25 protein-coding genes are annotated in these 24,646 nt (G+C 60.0%); 1 reads left to right on the forward strand and 24 read right to left on the reverse strand.

Going from position 1 to position 24,646, the window contains the following annotated elements:
* Positions 1 to 14 precede the first annotated feature (14 nt).
* The 16 genes from KIT86_RS02850 to radA all read right to left on the reverse strand — a co-directional run bounded on the left by KIT86_RS02850 (position 15) and on the right by radA (position 16,243).
* Positions 15 to 1,400 (reverse strand): oligosaccharide repeat unit polymerase, encoded by a 1,386-nt coding sequence (locus KIT86_RS02850; RefSeq protein WP_297394891.1) that lies wholly within the window; start codon positions 1,398 to 1,400, stop codon positions 15 to 17.
* 14 nt (positions 1,401 to 1,414) lie between these two features.
* The gene (asnB, locus tag KIT86_RS02855; protein ID WP_297394893.1) at positions 1,415 to 3,343 is read right to left on the reverse strand and encodes an asparagine synthase (glutamine-hydrolyzing); all 1,929 of its coding nucleotides are present in this window, start codon (positions 3,341 to 3,343) and stop codon (positions 1,415 to 1,417) included.
* Positions 3,268 to 4,818 carry a lipopolysaccharide biosynthesis protein gene (locus KIT86_RS02860; RefSeq protein WP_297394894.1) on the reverse strand — a complete coding sequence of 517 codons (1,551 nt, stop codon included), beginning with the start codon at positions 4,816 to 4,818 and terminating at the stop codon, positions 3,268 to 3,270. Before KIT86_RS02860 ends, asnB begins: the two co-directional genes overlap by 76 nt.
* Positions 4,815 to 5,918: a DegT/DnrJ/EryC1/StrS aminotransferase family protein gene (locus KIT86_RS02865; RefSeq protein ID WP_297394895.1), complete on the reverse strand. Its 1,104-nt coding sequence runs from the start codon at positions 5,916 to 5,918 to the stop codon at positions 4,815 to 4,817. The genes KIT86_RS02860 and KIT86_RS02865 overlap by 4 nt, the downstream gene beginning before the upstream one ends.
* Entirely contained in the window at positions 5,915 to 6,403 is a 489-nt protein-coding gene (locus tag KIT86_RS02870; RefSeq protein WP_297394897.1) for an acyltransferase, read from the reverse strand. Before KIT86_RS02870 ends, KIT86_RS02865 begins: the two co-directional genes overlap by 4 nt.
* The gene (locus tag KIT86_RS02875; RefSeq protein WP_297394899.1) at positions 6,400 to 7,458 is read right to left on the reverse strand and encodes a Gfo/Idh/MocA family oxidoreductase; all 1,059 of its coding nucleotides are present in this window, start codon (positions 7,456 to 7,458) and stop codon (positions 6,400 to 6,402) included. The genes KIT86_RS02870 and KIT86_RS02875 overlap by 4 nt, the downstream gene beginning before the upstream one ends.
* A 51-nt stretch (positions 7,459 to 7,509) precedes the next feature.
* Positions 7,510 to 8,634: a GDP-mannose 4,6-dehydratase gene (gmd, locus tag KIT86_RS02880; protein ID WP_297394900.1), complete on the reverse strand. Its 1,125-nt coding sequence runs from the start codon at positions 8,632 to 8,634 to the stop codon at positions 7,510 to 7,512.
* A 4-nt stretch (positions 8,635 to 8,638) separates the two neighbouring features.
* Complete coding sequence (locus tag KIT86_RS02885; protein WP_297394902.1) at positions 8,639 to 9,628, reverse strand: GDP-L-fucose synthase; 990 nt, start codon at positions 9,626 to 9,628, stop codon at positions 8,639 to 8,641.
* A 1-nt stretch (position 9,629) separates the two neighbouring features.
* The gene (gene rfbC, locus KIT86_RS02890; protein ID WP_297394904.1) at positions 9,630 to 10,190 is read right to left on the reverse strand and encodes a dTDP-4-dehydrorhamnose 3,5-epimerase; all 561 of its coding nucleotides are present in this window, start codon (positions 10,188 to 10,190) and stop codon (positions 9,630 to 9,632) included.
* Entirely contained in the window at positions 10,187 to 11,074 is an 888-nt protein-coding gene (gene rfbA / locus KIT86_RS02895) for a glucose-1-phosphate thymidylyltransferase RfbA (RefSeq protein WP_297394906.1), read from the reverse strand. The genes rfbC and rfbA overlap by 4 nt, the downstream gene beginning before the upstream one ends.
* Positions 11,075 to 11,092: 18 nt before the next feature.
* Positions 11,093 to 11,992 carry a dTDP-4-dehydrorhamnose reductase gene (gene rfbD, locus KIT86_RS02900; RefSeq protein WP_297394908.1) on the reverse strand — a complete coding sequence of 300 codons (900 nt, stop codon included), beginning with the start codon at positions 11,990 to 11,992 and terminating at the stop codon, positions 11,093 to 11,095.
* Positions 11,989 to 13,059, reverse strand: coding sequence for a dTDP-glucose 4,6-dehydratase (gene rfbB, locus KIT86_RS02905; RefSeq protein ID WP_297394910.1), 1,071 nt, complete (start codon positions 13,057 to 13,059; stop codon positions 11,989 to 11,991). The genes rfbD and rfbB overlap by 4 nt, the downstream gene beginning before the upstream one ends.
* Before the next feature lie 102 nt (positions 13,060 to 13,161).
* The gene (locus KIT86_RS02910; RefSeq protein ID WP_297394911.1) at positions 13,162 to 13,368 is read right to left on the reverse strand and encodes a zinc-finger domain-containing protein; all 207 of its coding nucleotides are present in this window, start codon (positions 13,366 to 13,368) and stop codon (positions 13,162 to 13,164) included.
* Between the two features lie 10 nt (positions 13,369 to 13,378).
* A complete protein-coding gene (locus KIT86_RS02915) occupies positions 13,379 to 14,329 on the reverse strand; it encodes a branched-chain amino acid transaminase (RefSeq protein ID WP_297394912.1) in 951 nt (316 codons plus the stop codon).
* A gap of 51 nt (positions 14,330 to 14,380) precedes the next feature.
* A complete protein-coding gene (locus KIT86_RS02920) occupies positions 14,381 to 14,806 on the reverse strand; it encodes a glycerate kinase (RefSeq protein ID WP_297394914.1) in 426 nt (141 codons plus the stop codon).
* A gap of 60 nt (positions 14,807 to 14,866) precedes the next feature.
* On the reverse strand, positions 14,867 to 16,243 hold the full coding sequence (gene radA, locus KIT86_RS02925) for a DNA repair protein RadA (RefSeq protein ID WP_297394915.1): 1,377 nt from the start codon (positions 16,241 to 16,243) through the stop codon (positions 14,867 to 14,869).
* Positions 16,244 to 16,270: 27 nt separating this feature from the next.
* Between radA and KIT86_RS02930 the strand changes: the two genes are divergently transcribed.
* Positions 16,271 to 17,350 (forward strand): hypothetical protein, encoded by a 1,080-nt coding sequence (locus KIT86_RS02930; protein WP_297394917.1) that lies wholly within the window; start codon positions 16,271 to 16,273, stop codon positions 17,348 to 17,350.
* Here KIT86_RS02930 and rffA read toward each other — a convergent pair.
* The 8 genes from rffA to KIT86_RS02970 all read right to left on the reverse strand — a co-directional run bounded on the left by rffA (position 17,345) and on the right by KIT86_RS02970 (position 24,613).
* A complete protein-coding gene (gene rffA / locus KIT86_RS02935) occupies positions 17,345 to 18,496 on the reverse strand; it encodes a dTDP-4-amino-4,6-dideoxygalactose transaminase (RefSeq protein ID WP_297394919.1) in 1,152 nt (383 codons plus the stop codon). The two genes, KIT86_RS02930 and rffA, sit on opposite strands and share 6 nt — an antisense overlap.
* Positions 18,493 to 19,368, reverse strand: coding sequence for a bifunctional 2-polyprenyl-6-hydroxyphenol methylase/3-demethylubiquinol 3-O-methyltransferase UbiG (locus KIT86_RS02940; RefSeq protein WP_297394922.1), 876 nt, complete (start codon positions 19,366 to 19,368; stop codon positions 18,493 to 18,495). The genes rffA and KIT86_RS02940 overlap by 4 nt, the downstream gene beginning before the upstream one ends.
* A gap of 96 nt (positions 19,369 to 19,464) precedes the next feature.
* Positions 19,465 to 19,839, reverse strand: a complete 375-nt coding sequence (locus KIT86_RS02945) for a GtrA family protein (protein ID WP_297394924.1) — start codon at positions 19,837 to 19,839, stop codon at positions 19,465 to 19,467.
* 41 nt (positions 19,840 to 19,880) lie between these two features.
* Positions 19,881 to 20,663 (reverse strand): formyltransferase family protein, encoded by a 783-nt coding sequence (locus tag KIT86_RS02950; protein WP_297394926.1) that lies wholly within the window; start codon positions 20,661 to 20,663, stop codon positions 19,881 to 19,883.
* A gap of 3 nt (positions 20,664 to 20,666) precedes the next feature.
* Complete coding sequence (locus KIT86_RS02955) at positions 20,667 to 21,302, reverse strand: class I SAM-dependent methyltransferase (protein ID WP_297394927.1); 636 nt, start codon at positions 21,300 to 21,302, stop codon at positions 20,667 to 20,669.
* Positions 21,283 to 22,212: a glycosyltransferase family 2 protein gene (locus KIT86_RS02960; RefSeq protein ID WP_297394928.1), complete on the reverse strand. Its 930-nt coding sequence runs from the start codon at positions 22,210 to 22,212 to the stop codon at positions 21,283 to 21,285. Before KIT86_RS02960 ends, KIT86_RS02955 begins: the two co-directional genes overlap by 20 nt.
* On the reverse strand, positions 22,209 to 22,904 hold the full coding sequence (locus KIT86_RS02965) for a WbqC family protein (protein WP_297394930.1): 696 nt from the start codon (positions 22,902 to 22,904) through the stop codon (positions 22,209 to 22,211). Before KIT86_RS02965 ends, KIT86_RS02960 begins: the two co-directional genes overlap by 4 nt.
* Positions 22,901 to 24,613 carry a hypothetical protein gene (locus KIT86_RS02970; protein WP_297394932.1) on the reverse strand — a complete coding sequence of 571 codons (1,713 nt, stop codon included), beginning with the start codon at positions 24,611 to 24,613 and terminating at the stop codon, positions 22,901 to 22,903. The genes KIT86_RS02965 and KIT86_RS02970 overlap by 4 nt, the downstream gene beginning before the upstream one ends.
* Positions 24,614 to 24,646 lie beyond the last annotated feature (33 nt).

The following is a 24,646-nucleotide window of genomic DNA, read 5'->3' on the forward strand; positions in this document are numbered from 1 at the left end:
AGTAAGAGCCTGTGCTATTGCACGAGAGGTGAACTCGGCCGCGTTCGGGAAAACAGCCACACCAGAGGAACTACCATCAGCAAGCCCCCCGTCAGGAATGACGTCTGCAAGGCGGTGGACAGTGCAGTGAATGCAGCGAAATATGCCAATGCCAACCCCGCGATAGAGGCGGCCGACTTTTTCCTGACGATAATCATTTGGACATCGACCCAGCGGAACATGAATCCGGCGAGCGCAGAGCCTGCGATGACGCCTGCCCAACCGAATTGAGCCCAAGCGTCTCCAATGAACATGGTGTTGGTGCTGTGCCCCTTGACGCCGCGATACAGCTCGCTAACGCGGAAGTGAGTGGCCTCAAGTGGCGTGATTTGAAGAATTTTGGCTAAAAATCGGTTATCAAGACCCCAGGTGTGTGGGATGAGATGGGGAATTGCCGCGAAATACTCCAAAAGTGCCTCATTGGGCGCCATGAAGATTCGGTAGAGGACAAAGCCCAAACCCTGCGTCGCATTCAATTCCGGGTTCGCTACAAACGTCATCACGAACAGCGTGGTGAGTGCGGCCAGAAACGTCCACACGATGGCACCTCTAAAACGCAATGTCTTGCGCAATTGGAAGAGTAAACAGATTTGGGCGAAAAACACCACCACAGGAGCCTTGCTCAGAAGTGCCAGTTTGGCCAGTGCCACAAAAAGGGTAATCAACAGTGCAAGAGTCAAGAATGAGCCGCGCCGCTCTTTGAGGGATGCGATTAGGTAGAAGCAGATGAAGGGCAAGACGGTGCACAACATCAAGTTAAAGAAATAGCTGTCGCTGCCTCCCTCTGACTGGCGCATTTTGATCTTCTCAAATTCACCCGCCTGCGAGATAAAGTAACGCCAGACTTTGGAGATCTGGTGGTCGTGCACCATGAAATACACCAATAGGAGCAACGCGCCCGCCGACACCAGAGTTAGCATCCAATTGCGTGTTGGGCCTATGGCCTCTGGAGGCTTCGCGCTCCATTCATTCATAGCAAGTCGCATTTTTTGCGGCGAGCTTGAGCATACTCTGTCGGCGAGCATGCACCCCAAGGTTAAACCGATAAATAGGAGTGAGATGGCGCGATCAAATGTGGGGATGATGTTCAGGTTGATCGAAGTCTGAAGAATGAAGTTGTATTGGCTCAGTTCTCTGCCGCAGATCAAATACTGAGCAAGCTTATTGTCTGGATTTGGCGGCAGCAGAGACTCAAAAACGCCGGGACCGAAGAATCGAGTGAATGCCACATATCCAGCGCCATAAATGAGCCAGATCGCACCCATGAACACAGAGGTCACGCTTAGATTGAAGCCCACCAACCGCCAATACAACGGCACAAAGCCCAGCAGAATGAGAGAAAGTGGCAGCAGATCGGTCATCGTAGGGGGCACGCTCAGGTCCGGAAGCTGGCATCCAGCACCCATTTCAAGTTGATGTAGGGCCACAGGCGAGCAGAGTTGTCCCACCCCCATTGGCCGGTACTCGTGAGTGCCTGGACCCGTTTGCGCAGCCCCTCGGCATCGACCAATTCATCGAAGATTTCGTTGGGTTTGTTCAGTAGGTCCGACAACCAGGGCTCCATTCCTTGGGCATTCAGCCACTCAGGCATTGGTGAGTTGAAGCCCACTTTGCGTTTTCCCATTCGAATTCGTTCAGGCATGAGGCCGGCCATGGCCTGTCTCGCCACCCACTTGTTTCTTCCGTCACAAAGCTTGTCAGCGTCCGGAAGGGACATGACATACGTGACAACGCGCCAATCCATGAAGGGCATGCGCACTTCGATGCCATGGGCCATGGACAGGCGATCAAAGTTGCGCAAGATCGTCGGCAGCACCGTTGAATGAAACATTCGGTACAGGCGCTTGTTCAGGGCCCCCCAGTGGTGAGGCAGTCGATCGGCGTCGGCGGCGATGTGAGGTGCACGAGGTGCGATCACGCGATGATGCTTGAGGAAGTTGAGCCCGCGATTCGACAGCATGGCTAGCTTGGCGGTGTCCAGGGTCCGCTGCGCCAGCGGAGACCGCTGCGTCCAACGAGCTGCCTGATTGCGCAGGGCAAAACCAAATCCGCCCCCATCTTGTAGATACGCACCCATTAACTCGTCCGCCCCGTGCCCATCGAGCGAGACCAGTGTGCGAGCCGCGCGCAGTTCGCGGTAGATTTGCCAGGGGGCTGTGGTGAGGCTGATGTACACGTCGTCCAGATCGCCCATGATGCTGTCGATCGACCCCAAAGGATCTTGTTGATCGAAGCGCAAGACATGGGGAGCGACGCCAGCGTACTGGGCGGCTTCCAGTGCTTCTGGCGTTTCGTCATTGGACTGACCCGGGAAGGATGCAATAAATGCATGCCTCCAGTCCTCGGCTTCCCGTCGGTGCGGGTGCGTGCCTTGCGCCACATGAGCCATGGTGCATGCGATGGCGCTGGAGTCGAAGCCCCCGCTGAGGCAAGTACCCACCGGGACGTCGCTGCGCATCCGAACGCGAACCGCGTCCAGGAACAACTCACGAAAACGCTCAACCCGCTCTGCCTGTGTGTGGGGCACGGCAACTAGATGGTCGGTGGTGTTCCACCACCGGTGTGTTTCCAGCCGATTGCGCCGCAGCCACGCGCAATGGCCCGCGGGGAGGCGGCGGATGCCTTTGTAGAGGGTGAATTCGCTTCCTTCGATGCTGAAGGGATCAAACAACAGGCGTGTTGCGACAGACGCATTGACCTCGCGATCCACCCAGGGCATGGTCAGCAACGCGCGCATTTCGGACGCGAACGCGAACCGCCCGCCCGCCTGTGTGTATAGAAGGGGCTTGATGCCAAAGCGGTCGCGAGCGAAGAAGACGTCGCCAGAGCGATTGTCCCGAATCGCCAGGGCCCACATTCCGTTGAAGCGTTTGAGCATCTCCGGCCCCCAATGGCGCCAGGCCTCGAGGATCACCTCCGTATCGCTGTCGCTCAAGAACTGGCTGCCTAGGGTTTCAAGCTCCGCACGAAGCTCCAGGAAGTTGTAGACCTCGCCGTTGTAGACGATGGAGGACTGGCGATCAGGCGAGTGCATCGGTTGATGTCCACGATCGCTGGTGTCAATGATGGCCAGACGCCTGTGTACGAAGCCGGCGGTTTCTTCCGGGTTGACCCAGATGCCCTCCCCGTCCGGCCCCCTATGCGCAATGGCCGCAGCCAGCCGTGCCAGATCGGAGCGCTGGAGCAACGATGGATCGTTCGCAATGATTCCTGCTATGCCGCACATACCTAGTTCCGTCTGAAGGTTTGGCGCAGCGCTTGCGCGGAATGCCGGACGAGTGCCCGGCCCGATGGGCTGGTGCATGTCGCCAACGCAGTGCCCCCACCGATCATCAGAGCGACCAACGCGTATTGAACGAGCAACGCCCACCAACTTGTAGGATGGAGTAGGTCCATGCGCCAGGCGCTGTACGCGATGGCCAGGCCGATGGCCAAAGGGGGCAAGGTTGTCTGCAACAACTGCGTTGAGCGCATGGCGTCAGAAAAGTGATTTCGCGTTAGCCAGAGGCTGACGCCCAATCTCAACAGATTGGCGCCCAGGTACCCTGCGCCCGCCGCCACCGGACCCCACAACAACAGCGAAGCCGCCGTCAACGCAATCGTCAGAACCGCGTGAGCTACCGTTAGGGCCGCCATGCGGGCCTGTTGGCCAGTTCCCAACGCAAAGTAGTAGTACACGTTGACGCCGCATCCCAGAACGCCAGCAGCCGCAAGGGTACGCAGCATCGGCGCGCTGCCTTGGGCGGCCTCCGGACCGATCCACAAGGAGATGAGGCTGTGAGCGAGGGGGATCAAGGGTGCAAGGGCGCATGCACCCAGCAGGTTGAGCGCCCAGCTTGCCTGCAGGAAAAACGTGCTTCTGCGTTCCGGCGAGTCCGTTGCTGTCACAGCGAAATGCGGCAGCAACACCTCTGTCGCCTTGAGCAGACCCATGTGAACAACTTCCTGCAAGCGCATCGCAATGTTGAACTGCCCCACCACCGCCAGTGGGGCCAAAATACCAAGAAGATACCGATCGATCTGGTTGCTGACCGCCCCGACGAAATGTGCCCCTCCTTGCCATTTGCCGAAGGCTGCAATGGTCTTCATATCAGTTAGCGACACTCTAGGTAACGGGAAGAGAAAGGGCAGTTGGCGCCGTGCCTGAAACGTCCAGAGCACGACCGATATGATGAAACCCGCGCTGGTGCCGATGAGGAATCCCCGGTAGTCGGGCATCCACTTCGAGCCGGCCACCGCGCAAATGGCGCTGACGACAGCTGTGACCACGCTCAGTTGGGCAACTGCTGCATAGCGCTGGGTTGCAGCGATGCTTCCTTGGATGACGAGAACCACTTGCTGCGCAGCCCACCCCAACCCCGCAACCAGGAATGCCAGCCACCAATCGACGGCAAGATCGTCTTGCACATCGAAAAGGGTCATGGCCACATTCGCCAAGGCGACCAGACTCGCTGTCACCGCGATGCTTCCGACAACGCACAGAAAAATGGCTGTGGAGAGCAGGGATGCCGCATGGGCGTCTCGCCGTGGAGTGGCCAGCAAAAGAGGGGCCAACTCCTTCACCATCGCTTGCCCTAGCACAGTACCCACCAGCATGAACGGCGCGTAGATGGCCAGCACCAGACCGCCCACCCCGAATGCGGGCAGGCCGATCGCCGCCACAACAATAGGCAGCGTCGCGAAATTGACCATCAAGGAGGCGGCAAACGCCAGCAGATTCCAACGGGAATTGGAAAGGAGTTTGCCATTGGCACCGTCGGGTGCCTGAGTGGAGTTCACGCCGGCAACTCGCCGATCGCCTCGACAACCCGTGCCACGTGCGCCGCGGTCATCTCGGGAAAGATGGGGATTGAGACGATGTGCGACTGGTTGCGGTGCGCGTTGGGGAACTCCTCCGGGCGATGGGCAAAGCGCGAGTAGCACGGGAGAAAGGGCAGCGCGACGGGATAACTTATGACGGTTTGAATGCCCTGCGTGCTCAGGTGCTGGACCAGACGGTCCCGATTCTCGTGTCGGATGACATAGAGGTGATACACATGTTCCCGTCCGGATGCGCAGGTCGGCCGCGTCACACCAGGTGTATGGGCAAGCATCTCGTCGTACTGCTGTGCAATGGCCTGCCGGCGGCGTGTCCAGGCGGCGAGGTGGGGCAGCTTGACGGACAGCACGGCCGCTTGCAGACCATCCAGGCGGCTGTTGACTCCTTCAATCTGGTGATCGCCTTTGTTGATACCTCCATGCCGTGCAAACATCGCCATCCGTTGGGCCAATGCTGCGTCGTTGGTCGTGATTGCGCCAGCATCACCCATCGCGCCCAGGTTCTTGCCCGGGTAGAAGGAGTACGACGCCGCGTTGCCGAAACTGCCAACGAGTTGACCCTTGTACCGCGCCAGGTGGGCTTGTGCGCAGTCTTCAATGACCCAGAGGCCATGTTTGCGTGCGATGGCCATGATCGCGTCCATGTCTGCCGGCTGTCCATATAGGTGGACCGGTACGATGCCCACCGTTCGGGACGTGATGCGAGCTTCGATCTGCGCAGGATCGATCGTGAAGGTTTGCGCATCCGTATCGCAGAATACAGGCGTGCCACCGGCTTGGGAAATCGTTTCGCTGGTGCTGATCCAGGAGTGTGCGGTGGTCAACACCTCGTCGCCGGGTTTCACGCCGAGGGCGTGCATGGCGATGTACAGAGAGTCGGTGCCATTGGCGCAAGAGATGCAGTGTTGCGCTCCCACGGCCGCGGCAAACTCTGCCTCGAACTTCTGCACGAAAGGTCCTCGGATAAAGGCAGAAGTGCGGATTACCTCGGCAATGGCAGCGTCGACCTCGGGCTTGATCGACAAATACTGGGCGTGCAGGTCTGCAAATGGAACGTTCATTTTAGAGTCGGACGGTTGGGGTGACGGCGGGCGGGGTTGCCCGAGTAGGTGCCAGGTTCGGTAATGTCGCGTGTCACCACGGCGCCAGCGCCAATCACGACATCGTCGCATATGCACACCGGCAGGAGTGTGGCGTTGGAGCCCACGGAAACACGGTTACCCAGGTAGGTCGATTTCCACAATGCGCGGTTGCCGCGCGCCGGACCACCCAGGGCAAACAGGTCGTTGGTGAACATCACGCCATGGCCGATGAAGCAGTCTTCACCGATTTCAACGAGTTCGCAGATGAACGCATGGGACTGCACCTTGGTTCGTGCGCCGATCTTCACGCCCTTCTGGATCTCGACGAAAGGGCCAACGAAGCAATCGTCCCCCAGCGTGCACTCGTAGACATTGGCAGGCTCAACGACGCGCACGCGCTCCCCGCAAGTGACATCGCGGACCTGGGCCTTGAGCATGGATGGGGTTTTGCCCGGCGTGCTCATTTGCGGCCTAGCTTGCAATGCTCGACCTTCAGCGGCAACTGCACCTCTTTGCCAGACGCAATGGACTCATAGAGCGCCATGATCAACTCCAGGCTCTGTCGCCCTTGATGGCCATCCACCAAGGCTTCCGTGCCGTTCACAAAGCAGTCGACCACATGTTCGTAATAGGCCTGATGTCCGAAGCCGTATACGTTGGGCGGGTTGACCGAGTATTTGTCCATCACGTCGCCATCCGATTCCAGGGCGTGCGCGAACTGCCAAGTGCGAATCTTGTTCACCGAGAAACCTGCGATCTCCACCGAGCCACCCGAGCCCAGCACGGACAGCGACCCCTCCATGTCCTTGGGGCGCGTGGCTGAAGTCGCTTCCACAATGCCAAGAGCGCCGTTGCGGAACTTGATGGTGGCGACCGCGGTGTCTTCCGCTTCGATCTTCGCAAGGGCCGTGATGCCACGCGCGTGCACGCTTTCCACATCGCCCATGAACCAGCTCAACATGTCGACGTGGTGGCTTGCCTGGTTGGACAGCACGCCGCCATCCTGCGCCCACGTTCCCCGCCAGTTGTCATGGTCGTAGTAGCTTTGGTCACGGCACCAGCGCACGCGCACCGTGCCGAGAACCAGCTGGCCGAATCGGCCCGCGTCCAGTGCTTCGCGCGCTTTCACGACCGGCACATTGAAGCGGTTCTGTTTCACGACGAAAAGGCGCACGCCATTGGCATCACAGGCTTCGATCATCGCGTTGGCATCCGACAGCGTAAGCGCCATCGGTTTTTCAACCACGACATGCTTGCGGGCGGATGCGACCGCGATCGCATGTTCGGCATGCATGCCGCTGGGCGTGAGAACGGACACCACGTCGATGTCTGGGCGCGCCAGCATCTCCTCGATCGAGTGGAATGCCGGCACACCATAGGTGGCCCCGAAAGCGTCCGCTCGCTCGCCTTGAATGTCACAAACCGCTGCCAGCCGTGCGCCCTTGATCTGCCCCTTGCCGAGGAGCTCTGCGTGGCGTTTGGCGATTCGGCCGCAGCCCAGGATTGCGAAGTTGATCATGTGTCTCGATGGATGGTGAATGCTTGGGAGTAGAGTGGGTGTCGCAGGGGCTTACTCGACGCTGACGTTGACGCTGTATCCGTGGGTTTTCAGCAAGGCGTGCTGCTTGGCCTGTGCGAGGTCGAAAGCCACCATTTCGGCGCACATTTCCTGCGCAGTGATCTCAGGCTCCCACCCCAGCTTCTGCTTGGCCTTGGTGGGGTCCCCCAACAGTGTTTCCACCTCCGCAGGGCGGAAGTAGCGTGGGTCGATTTTCACGACTGCGCGCTCTTTGGCCGAGAGAGCTGCAGGCGGATTGGTCCAGTAGGCAATCTCTTCGACTCCCTTGCCTTCCCAGCGCAGTGCCATGCCGAGTTCAGCGGCTGTCCACTCAATGAACTGGCGCACGCTGTACTGCTTGCCGGTGGCGATGACAAAGTCCTCGGGTTGCTCCTGCTGCAGCATCATCCATTGCATGCGGACGTAGTCCTTGGCGTGACCCCAATCTCGCAGCGCATCGATGTTGCCCATGTACAGGCAATCCTCGAGCCCCTGGCTGATGTTGGCCAGTCCGCGGGTGATCTTGCGGGTCACGAAGGTTTCGCCGCGGCGCGGGCTCTCGTGGTTGAACAAGACACCGTTGCAGGCATACATGCCGTAGGCCTCCCGGTAGTTCACGGTGATCCAGTACGCGTAGAGCTTCGCCACGGCATAGGGGCTGCGGGGATAGAACGGCGTGGTTTCCTTCTGAGGGACTTCCTGCACCAGACCATAGAGTTCGCTGGTGCTAGCCTGGTAAAAGCGGGTCTTCTTTTCGAGTCCGAGGATGCGGATCGCCTCCAGCATGCGCAGCGTGCCCATGCCATCGACATCGGCGGTGTACTCTGGGCTTTCGAAGCTCACGGCGACATGGCTTTGCGCTCCGAGGTTGTAGATCTCGTCGGGTTGCGTCTCCTGGATGATGCGCACCAGATTGCTGGTGTCGCTCAGGTCACCATAGTGAAGTTTGAAGCGTGCGTTCTCGATGTGCGGGTCCTGGTAAATGTGATCCACCCGCGCGGTGTTGAAGCTTGAGGCACGGCGCTTGATGCCATGCACGGTATAGCCTTTCTCAAGCAGAAATTCAGCCAGATAGCTGCCGTCCTGTCCGGTGATACCCGTGATCAGGGCGGTCTTGGGGGTATTGAGTTGTGGCATGTTCTTAGAGACTGGGAACGTGGGTATTCAGAAAATCGGCGTAGGCCCGGGACAGTCCCGACTCCAGGTCGGTTTGCGCCCGCCAACCCAATGCGTGGATCCGCCGGCTGTCCATGAGTTTGCGGGGAGTGCCATCGGGCTTGCTGGTGTCGAACTGGATGCTGCCTTCAAAACCCACCGCCCGGCTCACGGCACGTGCTAGGTCGGCAATGCTGATGTCCGACCCCCAGCCCACATTGATGTGGCTCAGCATGGGGAGGGTGTATTGATCGAAGAGCTGCTTTGGCAGGTTCATGACATGCACACTGGCGGCGGCCATGTCGTCCACATACAGAAACTCGCGCATCGGCGTGCCGGTGCCCCAGATCGTGACCACAGGCGACTTCGCGATCCTGGCTTCGTGGAAGCGGCGAATGAGGGCGGGAATGACGTGGGAGTTCTCCGGGTGATAGTTGTCGCCCGGGCCATACAAGTTCGTGGGCATCACGCTGCGGTAGTCAATGCCGTGGCTTTGCCCGTACTGCCGGTTGTAGCTCTCGCACAGTTTGATGCCCGCGATCTTTGCGATCGCGTACGGTTCGTTGGTGGGTTCCAAAGGCCCTGTGAGCAAGGCTTCCTCCGCCATGGGCTGCGGCGCCATCCGGGGATAGATGCAGCTCGATCCGAGGAAAAGAAGCCTCTTGACGCCATGGCGGAAAGCTGCTTCGACAACGTTGACCTGCATCGTCAGGTTGTCGTAGATGAAATCGGCCGGGTAAGTGTTGTTGGCATGAATTCCCCCCACCCGGGCTGCCGCCAAGTACACCTGTTCGGGTTGTTCTTCGGCGAAGAAGCTGCGCACCGCCAGTTGGTCGGTCAGATCCAGATCGGCGTGGGTGCGCGTGACGATGTGGCTCTGCGGATGTCCCGCCGCCAACAACTGGCGCACGATGGCCGAGCCCACCATGCCGCGATGTCCCGCCACATAGATTTTTGTTGCCGGTGTGTTGCTCATGTCATTGGGAAAAATTCAGGAAGACCTCTGCGTCGGACAAGCGCTTGCCGGTCAGGTCTTTTGTCGACAGAAGGGGTTCGATGTCCAGCTTTGGCCAAGCGATCTGGATTTCCGGATCGTTCCAGGCGATGCATCGCTCGTGTTGGGGCGCGTAGTAGTCGGTGGTTTTATAGAGAAAATCGGCCGACTCGCTGAGCACCAGGAAACCATGGGCAAAGCCAGGTGGGACCCAGAGTTGGTGATGGTTGTCCTCACTGAGCACCGATCCCACCCACTGACCAAAGGTTGGCGAGGCTCTGCGGATGTCAACGGCCACATCAAAGACCGAGCCGCGCACGACGCGCACCAGTTTTCCTTGGGGCTGCTGCACTTGGTAGTGCAGCCCGCGCAGCACACCGTAAGCGCTGCGGCTGTGGTTGTCCTGGACGAAATTCAGGTCCAGGCCAGTGACATCGCGGAAAGCCTTCTGATTGAAGCTCTCGAAGAAGAAGCCGCGCGCGTCGCCGAACACCTTGGGTTCGATCAGCAGCACGTCGGGGATGGCGGTAGGTGTGACCTTCATTCGGGCCTCGGGTCATTGAGAAGACGCAGCAAGTATTGTCCATAGCCGTTCTTGCTCAGTGGTTGCGCCAGCGCTTCGAGGGCCGCGCTGTCGATCCAGCCATGCCGCCAGGCGATCTCTTCCGGGCAGGCGATCTTCAAGCCTTGCCGGTGCTCCAGCGTGGCAATGAATTGTCCGGCCTGCAGCAGGCTGTCGTGCGTGCCGGTGTCGAGCCAGGCATAGCCGCGTTGCATGATCTGCACGTTCAACTGGCCGCGCTCAAGGTACGCCTGATTGACGGCCGTGATCTCCAACTCCCCACGCGCACTGGGCTTCACGGCACGGGCGATGTCGATCACCTGCGCGTCATAGAAGTACAGCCCCGTCACGGCGTAGTTGCTCTTGGGTTGGGCCGGCTTCTCTTCGATGCTGCGGGCCGTTCCCTGGGCGTCGAAGGCGACCACGCCATAGCGTTGTGGATCGGTCACGTGGTAGGCAAAAACGGTAGCGCCGCTGGCCTGTTTGTCGGCGTTAGCGAGCAGGCTCGCGAAGTCGTGGCCGTAGTAAATGTTGTCGCCGAGCACCAGGGCGCTCGGGCTGTCGCCCACGAAGTCAGCTCCGATGACGAAGGCCTGCGCCAGGCCGTCCGGGCTGGGTTGCACCGCGTATTGCAGGTTCATGCCCCAGGCACTGCCGTCGCCCAGCAACTGCTGGAAGCGCGGCGTATCTTGCGGTGTGCTGATCACCAGCACCTCGCGGATGCCGGCGAGCATGAGCGTGGTCAGCGGGTAATAGATCATCGGCTTGTCGTACACCGGCAGCAATTGCTTGCTGATGGCGAGCGTGGCCGGGTGCAGGCGGGTGCCCGAGCCGCCTGCGAGGATGATGCCTTTGCGTTGCGTCATGCGGATGTGCCCCTTGGGTCAGAGGATTTCGGCAAGCATACGCCGCACGCCGACTTGCCACGAGGGCAAAGCCAGCCCGAATGTCTGGCGCAGGTGCTGGGTGTCCAGCCGCGAGTTCAGCGGACGCCGGGCGGGGGTGGGGTAGGCGCTGGTGGGCACGGGCGCTACTTCGTGTGCCTTGATGGCGAGGTCGGGTTTCAGCGCGCGCGCGGTGTCGAGGACGAAGCGGGCATAGCCGTTCCAGCTGGTTTCGCCGTCCGCGGCCAGGTGGTAGGTGCCAGCGCACGCGGGATCGTGCATCGTATGCCGTATGGCGTGGGCCGTGACGTCGGCGATGAGCTCGGCGCCGGTGGGTGCGCCCCATTGGTCGTCGATGACGGTGAGGCGCTCACGTTCCTGTGCCAGGCGCAGCATGGTGCGCGCGAAATTGCCGCCGCGCGCGGCATAGACCCAGCTGGTGCGCAGGATCAGGTGCCGCGCTCCGCTGGCACGCACCAAGTCCTCACCGTCGCGCTTGGTCATGCCATAAACACTCAGGGGCGCAGAGGGGGCATCCTCGCGCCAGGGAAGGTGGCCGCTGCCGTCGAACACGTAGTCGGTGGAGTAGTGCACCAGCATCGCGTCCACTTGGCGCGCGGCGTCGGCCAGCGCCCCGGGCGCCTCGGTGTTGACGGTGCGCGCCAGCGCGGGCTCGCTCTCGGCTCGGTCCACGGCCGTGTGGGCGGCGGCATTGACGATCACGTCGGGGCGCAGTCGGTGCACGGTCTCGTGCAACGCATCGGGCCGGGTAAGGTCGCCGCAGCCGCCATCGGCTGGGCTGCTATGTCGATCCAGGGCGACGAGTTCGCCCAGCGGCGCGAGACTGCGCTGCAGCTCCCAGCCGACTTGTCCATTTTTGCCGAGCAGCAGGATTTTCATGCGGCTGCCGCTGCTCCGTATTGCGCCTTGACCCATTGCCGGTATTCGCCGCTCTGCACGTGCGCGACCCATTCGGGGTGGTCCAGGTACCACAGCACGGTTTTGCGGATGCCAGTTTCAAAGGTCTCGACCGGCTTCCAACCGAGGTCTGCTTCGAGCTTGCGGGCATCGATGGCATAGCGGCGGTCGTGGCCGGGGCGGTCCTTCACATGGGTGATCTGGGTCGCGTACGACGCGCCGTCCGCGCGTGGGCGCAACTCGTCGAGCAGCGCGCAGATGGTGCGCACGATCTCGACGTTGGGTTTTTCGTTCCAGCCCCCCACGTTGTAGGTCTCTCCCACCGCGCCGGCTTCCAGCACACGGCGGATCGCGCTGCAATGGTCTTTCACATACAACCAATCGCGCACCTGCATGCCATCACCGTACACCGGCAGGGGCTTGCCCGCCAGCGCGTTGACGATCATGAGCGGGATCAATTTCTCGGGGAAATGGTAGGGGCCGTAGTTGTTGCTGCAGTTGGTGGTGACCACGGGCAGGCCGTGCGTGTGGTGCCAGGCACGCACCAGGTGGTCGCTCGCGGCTTTGCTGGCTGAGTACGGGCTGTTGGGTTCGTAGGCGTGCTTCTCTGTGAAGGCCGGCGCATCGGGCGCCAGGCTGCCATACACCTCGTCCGTGCTGACGTGCAGGAAGCGGAAGGCGGCCTTGTCGGTGTCGGGCAGTCTGCTCCAGTGAGTGCGCACTGCTTCAAGGAGGCGGAAGGTGCCGACCACATTGGTCTGGATGAAGTCCTCCGCGCCATGGATGGAGCGGTCCACATGGCTCTCAGCGGCGAAATGCACCACCGCGCGCGGCAGGTGTTCGGTGAGCAGGCCTGCTACCAGTGCGGTGTCGCCGATGTCCCCTTGGACGAACCTGTGGCGCGCGTCACCGCGCAGGCTGTCCAGGGTCTCCAGATTGCCGGCATAAGTGAGCTTATCGAGGTTGATGACCGGCTCGTCGTGCAGCGCGAGCCAGTCGAGCACAAAGTTGGCGCCGATGAAGCCGGCGCCACCAGTGACGAGAATCATCGGTTATCCCTTGGGTGTTGGTCTGTAGGCACCATTCAGGTGCACTCTGCCCACCGCATTATCTTCGGTCTGCCAGGGCTTCCGGGCGACCGACCTGTTCCATTAGTGACCGGGTGAAACGGTTTCGCCCGCTTTCAGGCGGTACACGGTGCCGCAGTACGGGCATTTCGCCTCGCCCGTGACGGCCACGTCCAGGTAGACCTTGGGGTGGCTGTTCCACAGCTTCATGTCGGCCAGGGGGCTGGGACAGAACACGCCACCATGGGCGTTGAGGTCGGAGGCCTTGAGTTCAACGGTTGCTTTGCTCATGGCGTGTTCCTCAGACCTTGGCCAGCCAGTGGGCGTACTTGGGGTTGCGGCCGTTGACGATGTCGAAGAACGCGCTTTGAATCTTCTCGGTGACCGGGCCGCGGCTGCCCACGTAGTCGCCTTTGCCCAGCTCGATGCGGTCGAGCTCGCGGATCGGGGTGACTTCAGCCGCCGTGCCGGTGAAGAAGGCCTCGTCGGCGATGTAGACCTCGTCGCGGGTGATGCGCTTCTGCACGATTTCCAGGCCCAGGTCCTTGGCGATGTGGAACACGGTGTTGCGGGTGATGCCGTTGAGCGCACCGGCCGAGAGATCGGGGGTGTAGATCACGCCGTTCTTGACCACGAAGATGTTCTCGCCCGCGCCTTCGCTCACGAAGCCGCTGGAATCCAGCAGCAGCGCCTCGTCGTAGCCATCGTCGGTGGCCTCCATGTTGGCCAGGATGGAGTTGCTGTAATTGCTCACCGCCTTGGCCTGCGTCATCGTGATGTTGACGTGGTGGCGGGTGTAGCTGCTGGTTTTCACCCGGATGCCGCGCTTGAGCCCCTCTTCGCCCAGGTAAGCGCCCCAGGCCCAGGCAGCGACCATCAGGTGGATGGTGTTCCCTTTGGGCGACACGCCCAGCTTCTTGTCGCCGATCCACGTCAGCGGGCGCAGGTAGCAGCTCTCGAGCTTGTTCTCTCGCACCACGGCTTTCTGCGCCTCATTCACCTCGTCCTGCGTGAAGGGAATCTTCATGCGCAGGATCTTCGCGCTGTTGAACAGGCGCTCGGTGTGTTCCTCGAGCCGGAAGATCGCCGTGCCGCCCTGGGTGTTGTAAGCGCGCACGCCCTCGAAGGCGCCGCAGCCATAGTGCAGGGTGTGGGTCAGCACGTGGATTTTGGCGTCGCGCCAATCCACCATCTGGCCGTCCATCCAGATCTTGCCGTCGCGGTCGGACATCGAGGGAACGATGGGGCTCATGTGGGGTCCTTGGGTTGTTCGTGGGGCAGTGCGGCTGCCAAACCCATGATTTTACGGTGTCGAACTGCCGGACCCCGCCGCCTCATCCGGGGAGGGGCGGTGCAGCTTCCAGCCCTGCAATTTGCCGTTCAGGAATTCTGCTGTCACGGTCGAGTCTCCGTTGTCGCGCCAGCGGTAGACCTCGGGTTGCACACTTTCTTCGGACAGCCGCTCGCCCAGCGAACGGGTCATGGCCATCACATGCATCAGCGTGACACCGGGCTTGAGCTTGGCGTTGAGCATCACCGCGCTGTCCACGTAGCCGATGGGTCGGTCGGACGCGCGCTTGAGCACGGTCATGAGGCGGGTGAAGTGCAGCAGCAGCCACATGGTCAGGCCGCCGCCGACGGCGGCCACGCCGGGCCAGCCGTAGGTGCGGTGGGACAGGTACAGGAGGCCCAGGCCGGCCGCGAGGTAAAGCAGTTTCTGGAATCGCATGGAAGGGATTGTCGTTGCTCCCCGGGGCGGGCCGTTTGCGGCAAGTACGGATGCCCCGGCTCAGGCCAGGCTGCGCGCCAGTTCCATGGCCTCTTCGATCCGGTCGACGCCGTGCACCGTGAGGCCCTCGAAGGCTTTGTCGTTTTTGCGCGGCAGGTTGGCCTTGGGCACCACGGCCACACTGAAACCGAGCTTCGCGGCTTCCTTGAGCCGGTCCTGACCGCGTGGCGCGGGGCGCACCTCGCCCGCCAGACCCACCTCGCCGAAGGCCAGAAAGCCCTTGGGCAGTGGCTTGCCGCGAAGGCTGGAGGTGATGGCCAGCATCACCGCCAGGTCGGCCGCCGGCTCACTGATGCGCACGCCGCCCACGGCGTTGACGAACACGTCCTGGTCCATGCATGCCACCCCCGCGTGGCGGTGCAGAACCGCCAACAGCATGGCCAGGCGGTCCCGGTCCAGGCCGACCGAGAGGCGTCGAGGGCTGGGGCCGCCGCTGTCCACCAGCGCCTGGATTTCCACCAGCATGGGCCGCGTGCCCTCCAGCGTCACCATCACGCAGCTACCGGGCACGGGCTCCGAATGCTGCGAAAGGAAGATCGCGCTCGGGTTGCTCACACCCTTGAGGCCCTTCTCCGTCATCGCGAACACGCCGATCTCGTTGACCGCGCCGAAGCGGTTCTTGATCGCGCGGATCAAGCGGAAGCTGCTGTGGGTGTCGCCTTCGAAATACAGCACCGTGTCCACCATGTGTTCCAGCACGCGCGGGCCGGCCAGAGCGCCTTCCTTGGTCACGTGTCCCACCAGCACGATGGCCGTGCCGCTGGCCTTGGCCGCGCGCGTGAGGTGTGCCGCGCACTCGCGCACCTGGGCCACCGAGCCCGGGGCTGAGGTGAGCTGCTCGGAGTAGACGGTCTGGATCGAGTCGATCACCGCGATCGCGGGCCGTGTGGCGTCCAGCGTGGCGAGGATCTTCTCGAGCTGGATTTCCGCCAGCACGCTGACCTGCGAGCCGTCCAGCCCGAGGCGGCGCGAACGCAGGGCCACCTGGGCGCCGCTTTCCTCGCCGGTCACGTAAAGCGTCTTCAGGCCAGCGCGCTGCAGCGAGTCCAGTGCCTGCAGCAACAGCGTGGACTTGCCGATGCCAGGGTCGCCGCCGATCAACACCACGCCGCCCTCCACAATGCCGCCGCCCAGCACGCGGTCCAACTCGTCGTGCCCGGTGGGCGTGCGTTGCACGTCGGTGGCCTCGATGTCGGCCAGGGTGGTGACCTCGGCCGTCTTGGCCAGCGAGGCAAAGCGGTTCCTGGCCGGTGCGGTTGATTCCGCGACCGATTCGACCAGGGTGTTCCAAGCATTGCAGTGAGGGCACTTGCCCAGCCATTTGGGGCTGGTGCCGCCGCATTCGTTGCAGATGTATTGTGTTTTGTCTTTGGCCATGCTGCTGGGCAATATAGTCGAGACACCATGTCCGCCCCCCGTCCCGCCGCCGCTCTTCAAGTCATGCCGCCTGGCGCGCAGGCGCTCTCGGCCGCCGCGCGCGCCTACAACCTGCAACTCACCCGCATCGACAAGCTCAAGAGCCAGCTGGCCGAGATGGAGACCCTCGCGCAGCAGCACCGCCAGGAACGGCACCGCGCGGTCGATCCACTGCGCCGGCAACTGGCCCAGGACCAGCGGGCGCTGGCCCTGGCGCTGGACGGACACCTGCAGGGCAAGTTGCTCAGCCGTGTGCAAGCCGACACGGCCCGCCTGCTGCTGTGCCGCTTGGCGCGGGGCCTGGCCGAAGCGGGCGACGCCGCGATGCGCGAACTGCATGACCGCCACAGCCCACGGACCCTGGCCCAACTCAAACAGGAATCGGCGGATGCGCTGCGCCAGCGGCTGGAAGCGGTGCTGGGCGAGGCGCTGGAAGACGAGGGCGAGCATCTCAGTGCCGAACAGCTCCTGCGCGCCGGCATGGAGCGGTTGCGCCGCGCGCAGGAAGACCTCCAGCAGGAGCGCCGCGACGCTGCGCACGCCCGGCGCGAGCGCAAAAAGCCCGGCGCCGCAGCCCGGCAGACCGGGCAGCACGATGCCGACACCTTGTTGCGCCGCCTGTTCCGCCAGCTCGCCAGCGCTTTGCACCCCGACCGCGAAACCGATGCACAGGCGCGGCTGCGCAAGACGGCTTTGATGAGCGAAGCGAACGCCGCCTACGAAAGGCGTGACCTCGTCGCGTTGCTGCAGATCCAGGTTCGCGCCGAGCTCGCCGACCCTGCCGCTGTGCAGCAACTGTCCGACGATCGCCTGGCGTCGCTCACACTCCTGCTCAAGGCCCAGGTGGCGGCGCTGGAACGCGAGCGCGCGGCAAGGCAGAGCGCGCTGGCCGATGAGTTCGATCTGCCCGAACGCGTGTCACTGAACGCCAACACCTTGCTGCAGAGCCGGATCAATGAAAGCCGTGCGCTGGAAAGCGCGCTTGCTCAACTGGCGCGCGACCTGGAGCAGGCGAGCGATCCGTCGCAGCTCAAGCGCTGGCTCAACGGGCAGCAGGTGCCCTCATGAATTGACAGCCTGAGTGAGGATGTCGATCACACGAGCCTGCTGCTCTGGGGTGATGCCTACCCAAAGTGGCAGACGCACGAGGCGGCTCGATTGCGAATCGGTGAATTCCATCGAGCCATGGACCCGACCATACCTTTGCCCCCCAGGCGAGGAATGGAGGGGCACATAGTGGAACACCGAAGAAATGCCTGCGCCTTTCAGTGCAGACAGTACCGATTGGCGATCGATCTCGGGCGAGAGCAGCACGTAGTACATGTGGGCGTTGTGCTGGCAGGTGTCCGGCACCACAGGGCGGCGAAGAATGCCCTGGGCTTCGAGCTGTGCCAGGCTGGCGTGATAGCGCTCCCAGCTGGCCATCCGGTTGTCGGTAATCGACTGCGCTTCTTCCAGTTGCGCCCATAGGAATGCCGCGATCAGTTCGCCCGGCAAGAAGGACGAGCCCACTTCCTGCCAAGTGTATTTGTCCACTTCACCGCGAAAGAAGCGGCTGCGATCGGTCCCTTTCTCTCGGATGATTTCAGCTCGCAGGGCCTGCGCGGGGTCGTTGACCAACAGGGCACCACCTTCGCCTGAGATCACGTTCTTGGTTTCGTGAAAACTGAATGCCCCGAAGTCGCCCAGGCTGCCCAGCGCACGACCCTTGTAGCTGGACATCACGCCCTGAGCGGCATCCTCGACCACCTTCAAGCCGTGACGGGAGGCGACCTCCAAAATGGCGTCCATCTCGCATGCGACGCCAGCGTAGTGGACCGGTGCGATGGCCCGGGTGCGCGGCGTGATCGCTGCCTCGATAAGACGTTCATCCAAGTTCAGTGTGTCTTCCCGAATGTCCACGAATACGGGCACGCCACCCCGCAACACAAAGGCGTTGGCCGTCGACACGAAGGTGAAGGAGGGCATGATCACCTCGTCACCCGGCTGGATGTCGAGCATCAGCGCCGCCATTTCCAGGGCGGCGGTGCAGGAATGCGTCAACAAGGCCTTGCTGCAGCCAGTGCGCGTCTCAATCCAGTTGTGACAGCGTTTGGTGAAAGGGCCATCGCCGGCCAGGCGCCCATTGAAATGTGACTCCGCGATGTAGTACAGCTCCTTGCCCGTCATGTGGGGCCAGTTGAAGGGAATCGTTGGGTTGGCAGTCTTGTTCATGCGGACGGGATTTTTTTCAGCACCACGAGCCGCGAGCCTCCGATGGGCAGTGAGACACCTGACTTGATGATCAGACGCTCCATGCGCATGACGGCGTCCAGCACGCGATCGACGATGGGGTTGAGTTGGAGCGCCTCGCTGCCGCCAGAGGTGCCCGAGCGGCGAGCCGCTAGCCGGGAGGCCAACATCAGCGGCAGCAGAAGCGTGACGAATGACGTGCTCCGAACGATCTGGAAACCGGCTGCCTGCACCTTCACATGCAGTTCCCGGGCTGAGTACCGGCGTTGGTGGCACGCGTCCTCGTCCACGGGGCTCCACAGCCATTGGTGTTGCGGGACCGTGATCAGGCAACTCCCGCCGGGCTTGATGGCTCGGTGGAAGTTTTGCAGCACCAGTTCGTCTTCCAGGATGTGCTCGATGACATCGAAGGCGGTCACGACGTCAAATTCCTCCACGTAGGGAAGCCTTCGTGCATCCATCTGAAGAAGTTCGACGCAGGGCAGGCGCTGAGCGGCAAATGCAAGTCCTGTTGTATAGATCTCGCTACCAGCAATCTTCGCCTGGGGAAACGCTTGCGAGATGCCAGAGAGCACGAAGCCCGTTCCACATCCCACTTCCAGCAAAGATTGGAAGTCAGGAAAATACTTGCGAAGCGCCCACACAATGATGGCGTTTCGCGCTCGGAACCAGAAGTTCCCCGCTTCGACGCGGGCTAAGCCTTCAAAACTCTCCTTGTGGAATCCGTCGTTCTGCTTTGCCAGTTCGGGCGCCCAGGCCAGGAAGCCGTCGACCCGCGCGGGCGTGAAGCCGCATTCGCCGCAGCCCTTTCCAGACTGGATGCTGTCAGAGTTGCAGGAGGGGCAAACAATCATACGAACGGAGACGGCGTGGTCGATTGACGAAGGTGAATTGGCTGAACAGCGGATGGTTGCTCTACATTGGATCGGGTCGCAATGACAGGAGGCGAGTTAGTATGGCTCGGATTGGCGCGATGCAAATACGAATATCCGTAACATGACAAAAAGAAAAATTGCGACAATGACCATTGCTGCTGCTTGAACGATCTGATGTGCGACGCCTAACCAATCAACAAAAATCAAAAGTAGAGTCAAATTTAGAAGATAGCCCAACAACTGCGCCAGAATGTAGCGGGCACCAGCCGTACCCATATGCCCTTTGTGACGGAAGCTAAAGTGTCGGTTGGCAAAGAAACCGAATGTCGCTCCTCCAACATACAGCAGGGTCATCGCTGTTTTTGGAGTGCCCCATAAATGAGCAAGGAATAGATAGATCGTGTATCCCGCAACATTGGTGAGTAAACCGATCAAAAGGTAGCTGAGCAATTGCCTCAAAGTCTTTCGATTCACTTTTGACGGAGGGTGCACTATTCTTCCCAGACATTCAAGCTAAAGTATATCTTTTTTCCTGATTCCTCGTCGACCACATAAGCATTGTTTGAGTTTTCAAAAAAAGTCAGTCCGCGAATCAGGGAGAAAAAATCAGCGCCACTGCGCTGTTGGGTCAAATCTATTCTGCGCACCGCCTCGAATTTGGCTCTGGAATAGTACTCGCTTTTCTCATTTGACGTCTTGGAGGGAGCTTTGGCGAGGGTTGTCAAATTTTGCGTTAGCAGTCTATTTATTAGCGCATCAAAATGAGTGCACACCTCATCATCGATTCGCAATTGCAGTGACCTGGCTGTGTCACTTGGGCGTATGGAAACTTCGGCTTGCATGAATATTTCACCGTCATCAATGTTGTCGTTGACAAAATGGTAGGTGAATCCAGTCACACGTTTGCCGTTGATGATGGCCCAGTTAACTGGATAAACTCCACGAAATTCGGGAAGCAGGCTGTAATGAAGATTCAGCACGCCATGCTTTGGGCGTTGAATTAAACGGAGTGGAATAATGTGCTTCCAGCTTAGGAGTAAAAACCAATCGGGCTGCTGATCTAAAAAGTCAGCCGAAAAGGAATTTTCATACAAATACAACGGGATGTTTGCCTGCCTGCAAAGTTCATCGACGCTTGGCCACCATGAATCCATATTCTCGGGTGTCGTGACGACGGCGGGGATTTCCAGGCGTCCCTTGGCGGCATGGGCAAGAAGTTGTTGCAAAAGTCGATAGCCAATCTCGTGATCGACGAAGGGGACAATTCGCTGCATCGTTCATTCCTTCGTTATTAGAATGGTAAATTCGTACAGTCCGTAATCATGAAGCAAGGCTACTTGTCGTGAATAGCGTCGCTTGCAAAGATCGAATAACTGGCACGGATCAGCGTAGTACAGGTAGCTTTGTTTCTTGTCTTCGTCGGAGTAGGATGTGAGACAGTTGAATGAGAATCCCAAGCGACTGGTGCGATCGAGTTGGTCTAACGTGCCTTGAATATATTCATGCCAGTCAGCATTGGTTCTGCCAAGTCGCACATTAAATATGCCACTTGCTACGCCATAGTCACTGATGATGTCAGGTTCTGACGAGGTAATAAATCGAGCATTGGGAGATGCTGCGTTGCGCAACTGAGCAGCCATGATCATTTCCGCTGAAACGTCGACTCCCAAATAAGAGCATTGCGGGTACTTGTCTGACAAGAAGTTGAAAAGAGCGCCGTAACCACACCCCAGGTCGTTGAGGGAAAAATCGGAAGATTTTGGGCGAATGACTTTGCACAACTGTGCAAACCGGATCGTCTGGCTTTCTTCTCCATTCCAGTCAACCCCACGCGGCGTGTCTCCATGTTTCGCGAGTTTTTCAGCATAGTAAGCTGCAACCTCGTCAAGCAGTTCATTCTTGCGATTGTCCATAGATTTGCCTCACAATGGTATATGGGCGCCGCTTGGTTTCCGAGAATATCTTAGACAAATATATTCCAACTACGCCGATAAAAGAGATGATCATTCCTCCAAGCAGCCAAATGGAGGCCATCACGGAGGTCCATCCGCTCAATGGCTTTGTGAAAAAAATCCATTGTGTGATCAAGTAAGCAAGATACGTTACTGCGAATAATGAGATAGAAACGCCTATATAGAAAATGCTCACCAACGGTGTGTTACTAAAAGACGTCACCGAATTGACGAGCAAGGACATTTTTCGACGAAAGGTGTATGTGGTTGCACTGGTACTGTGCTTCTTAATGACATGGGACCGTTGGTCAAACCCAGTGATGTGCCACAAGCCGGCCATGAATACCTCGCGCTCCTTGTGGCGCAACAACGCATCCACATATCGACGCGTCATAAGGCGTGCGGTAACAACGTTTTCTGGCAGTGCAAGGCCGGTAAGCGCCTTGAAGAGGCGATAGAACCACTGCCCACTCCAGCGCTCGAACCAGCTTCCTTTTCTGCGTTCCTGGATTCCATGCACTACGTCGCAGTTTTCCAGATCCATCTGCTGTGCAAACGCTTCAAGCCACTCCGGCTCCTCTTCGAGGTCGCTGTCGATCAAAAAGACTTGCCTGCCCTTGGCATGCGCTAACCCCGTCATCATTGCCTTGTGGTGACCGAAGTTGCGAGAGAGATCTACGACGGTGACGTGCCGATCAAGCCGTGTCAGTTCGATGGCGATGTCCAAGCTGTTGTCGGGTGAGCCGTCGTTCACCAGAACGATTTCATAGTCATCGCCTGCGAACGACCGTGCCGCTTGACTCGCGCGCGCGTGAAACTCCCGCAGATGTGGTGCGGATCTGTAGAGAGTGGCAACGACGGACAGCTTCATGGCTGGACGAATCTCATGTGGTGACGGGCCTCGCGACCGCAGTTGAAGAGCAGGTCCAGGATGGTCACGTGGTGGGTGAAGGGCCCCCACAACTGGGGATACTCGCCGTAGCCCGTGTAGTCGAACCACGACACACCCATGCCCATTTGCTGGAACACCGTTTCGTCCATGTATTCCCTGGCTGAAGGCCCAGAGACGTAGACCTGGGCACCGGCCTGCTGGCAAATACCTGCCAAACGCTCGGTTTTTCCTTCGTTCAGATAAAACTCGGATGAACTCCGGATCCGGGTGCCGATTTTGAGAAAGTGACAGATGGCTTCGATGAACTGCAGATTGAGCGCTGAAATGTGCGTCTGGTGGGTGTTCAGATAAAGAGGTTCAAGCCACGATGCGACTTCGTCGAAATGAGGCGCACGCCTGTAGTTCTGAGACAGCGTTTTCCAGTGGGCCTGCGCCCAAGACGTTCCATCAATTTCCGTTTCCCGAATTTTCTGGTGGTACTTGCCCTTCACCACGACTGGCACGGTCAACCACTGGACGCCTTGGGGCGTCTTGATCTGATTGCGGTTGCGCCAGTCGCGTCGCGTGTACTGCATGTCGTCATAGAGGACGAACTCATCCACCGAGGCGATGAGATCGAAGTATCCCTTCCACGGAATGTAGTTGGACTGGAGGATAGCGATCTTTTTCAATGGGTTTCTCCAGCCTGTCTCGCTCGCTCACAAGCTTCGGTGGCTTGGCCTCTGGTGCGCGTGGGTTTCAGGAGGGTTTGCACCTGGGAGCGATGGCCACCGGCGCCTTCGGAGGTGGTCCAGCGCCCTGCTTCCTGATAATCATGTGTCAAATCGCCTCCGAAGTGCACCATCAGATCCGGGGAGATTCGGCTGAGGCCTTGTTCTTCCTGTAGTACCCAGGCGATCGCGACCTTTTCACACGGCACCCGGCGCAGGGCCGCGATCGCCAGATTCAGGCTGCCTGGATACCCTCCCATGGTCCATGCCTGTCCAATGTTCTCCGCGTTCAGCAAGTACAGAATGCCGGGCGATCTGCCGGTCAGGTCGATCATTGGTGCGCCGGCTTCGAGGCCCGCGTTGCGAGCCAATGTCATCGCTTGCGAGAGGAAGCGGCCAGTGGGCTCGGCCAGAAGCACGCCCGAGCCAGGATGCCCAGCTTCAATCTTGAATGTATTGATCCTCAGCGGCTGTGTCTGTCGGTACGGCCGCTCGATGCCAGACTGCACAAGCACGACCGTGATCGCTTGTACGAACAGCAAAATGGGCGCGAGAACAAGCGCGCTGTTCTTTTGACGAACCAACGGACCCATGCAGGGCAGCGCGGCTGCAAGCCAGAAGATGCCGGCAAAACCTCCGACCCACCAGTAATTCCCATTGGATCCGAAGGCATAGATGTAGGGCATCGCAAGCAAGGCCATCGCCGTCAGTGGTTCCTGGAATCCGCGAAATCCGGACGCAGAGGACCAGACATGGATCACGTAAAACGCCAGGGCGGAAAAGAAGGCGGCCCACATCACCAAATTCTGGAAATAACCCAGGCCCCCATGCAGTTGCACTCTGCCGGATGTCACTGCAAGAAGCACCATGAAAGGGATCACGGCCGAAGTGACTCCCAGAATCTGCCAGAGGCGGCGGGGGGACAACAGCAGATAGGTCGAGAAAACAATGCAGAAGGGCAGGTAGCGCAGAAGCGCCTGTTCCATGGCGGTGAGACTGAATTCATCTACCCGAAAGATCTCTGCCAACGAATGCCCGCTGTCCAGATGACTGCCCAGTTCAAGGCCGTCGCGAATTCGCTGCGCGAAGCCGTTCAGGCTACCATCGATCAGCAAGGCGCTGAGCACGAGCATTGCGAGCGTGACGGGAAGGGCCTGCGTCAATAGCTTTGGCCCCAGCTTCCTTGTCAAAGCCAGGTAGAGCAGGACGCAGGCGGCGAGTGCCGCGGCACTGCTGGGCTTGGCCATGAAAGAGAGCCATCCGCCGACGCCGATCAAGACCCATCCAACGGTGCTGGCCACCGATGGGGTTCGGCTCGCATGGACTATTCCGATGGCCGTGATCAGCAGGGCCTGCAAGTTCAGGCTGTTGTAGCTGGGGGTGGTCAGCCATAGGCTGAATGCCATCATGGACGAAGTGGCAAAGCCCGCCGACAGGATCAGTCTGAAAGCCCTGGCCGTGGTGACTCCATGCAGCGTTTTCGCCAGCACCACATCGATCAATGCCCACGAAAGAAGAAACGTGATCAGGATGTTGGCTTGCCTCAAGCGAACCAAATTGCCACCCAGCATCTCATACAGCGGGTGGTAAATGAAGCCGAACTGTGTGACCGAAGCGTCGTAGATGAGCGGATTGGATATCCAGACCAAGTAAGAGCTTTCATCAGTCAAGTCCAGTCCAAAGTGGGCATAGCCCAGGACCCA

It is taken from the genome of Hydrogenophaga sp. (assembly GCF_026125825.1).
In the GTDB taxonomy this organism is placed as follows: domain Bacteria; phylum Pseudomonadota; class Gammaproteobacteria; order Burkholderiales; family Burkholderiaceae_C; genus Hydrogenophaga.

Excerpts from the sequence above, each read along its gene's own strand:
- KIT86_RS02950 (WP_297394926.1), bottom strand. The coding sequence starts at position 20,663 with ATGCAGCGAATTGTCCCCTTCGTCGATCACGAGATTGGCTATCGACTT.
- KIT86_RS02915 (WP_297394912.1), bottom strand. The coding sequence starts at position 14,329 with ATGAGCCCCATCGTTCCCTCGATGTCCGACCGCGACGGCAAGATCTGG.
- rfbB (WP_297394910.1), bottom strand. The coding sequence starts at position 13,059 with ATGATTCTCGTCACTGGTGGCGCCGGCTTCATCGGCGCCAACTTTGTG.
- KIT86_RS02940 (WP_297394922.1), bottom strand. The coding sequence starts at position 19,368 with ATGATTGTTTGCCCCTCCTGCAACTCTGACAGCATCCAGTCTGGAAAG.
- KIT86_RS02920 (WP_297394914.1), bottom strand. The coding sequence starts at position 14,806 with ATGCGATTCCAGAAACTGCTTTACCTCGCGGCCGGCCTGGGCCTCCTG.
- rfbC (WP_297394904.1), bottom strand. The coding sequence starts at position 10,190 with ATGAAGGTCACACCTACCGCCATCCCCGACGTGCTGCTGATCGAACCC.
- rffA (WP_297394919.1), bottom strand. The coding sequence starts at position 18,496 with ATGAACAAGACTGCCAACCCAACGATTCCCTTCAACTGGCCCCACATG.
- gmd (WP_297394900.1), bottom strand. The coding sequence starts at position 8,634 with ATGCCACAACTCAATACCCCCAAGACCGCCCTGATCACGGGTATCACC.
- KIT86_RS02930 (WP_297394917.1), top strand. The coding sequence starts at position 16,271 with ATGTCCGCCCCCCGTCCCGCCGCCGCTCTTCAAGTCATGCCGCCTGGC.
- KIT86_RS02875 (WP_297394899.1), bottom strand. The coding sequence starts at position 7,458 with ATGATCAACTTCGCAATCCTGGGCTGCGGCCGAATCGCCAAACGCCAC.
- KIT86_RS02885 (WP_297394902.1), bottom strand. The coding sequence starts at position 9,628 with ATGAGCAACACACCGGCAACAAAAATCTATGTGGCGGGACATCGCGGC.
- radA (WP_297394915.1), bottom strand. The coding sequence starts at position 16,243 with ATGGCCAAAGACAAAACACAATACATCTGCAACGAATGCGGCGGCACC.
- rfbD (WP_297394908.1), bottom strand. The coding sequence starts at position 11,992 with ATGAAAATCCTGCTGCTCGGCAAAAATGGACAAGTCGGCTGGGAGCTG.
- KIT86_RS02850 (WP_297394891.1), bottom strand. The coding sequence starts at position 1,400 with ATGACCGATCTGCTGCCACTTTCTCTCATTCTGCTGGGCTTTGTGCCG.
- KIT86_RS02865 (WP_297394895.1), bottom strand. The coding sequence starts at position 5,918 with ATGAACGTTCCATTTGCAGACCTGCACGCCCAGTATTTGTCGATCAAG.
- KIT86_RS02960 (WP_297394928.1), bottom strand. The coding sequence starts at position 22,212 with ATGAAGCTGTCCGTCGTTGCCACTCTCTACAGATCCGCACCACATCTG.
- KIT86_RS02955 (WP_297394927.1), bottom strand. The coding sequence starts at position 21,302 with ATGGACAATCGCAAGAATGAACTGCTTGACGAGGTTGCAGCTTACTAT.
- asnB (WP_297394893.1), bottom strand. The coding sequence starts at position 3,343 with ATGCACCAGCCCATCGGGCCGGGCACTCGTCCGGCATTCCGCGCAAGC.
- KIT86_RS02870 (WP_297394897.1), bottom strand. The coding sequence starts at position 6,403 with ATGAGCACGCCGGGCAAAACCCCATCCATGCTCAAGGCCCAGGTCCGC.
- rfbA (WP_297394906.1), bottom strand. The coding sequence starts at position 11,074 with ATGACGCAACGCAAAGGCATCATCCTCGCAGGCGGCTCGGGCACCCGC.
- KIT86_RS02910 (WP_297394911.1), bottom strand. The coding sequence starts at position 13,368 with ATGAGCAAAGCAACCGTTGAACTCAAGGCCTCCGACCTCAACGCCCAT.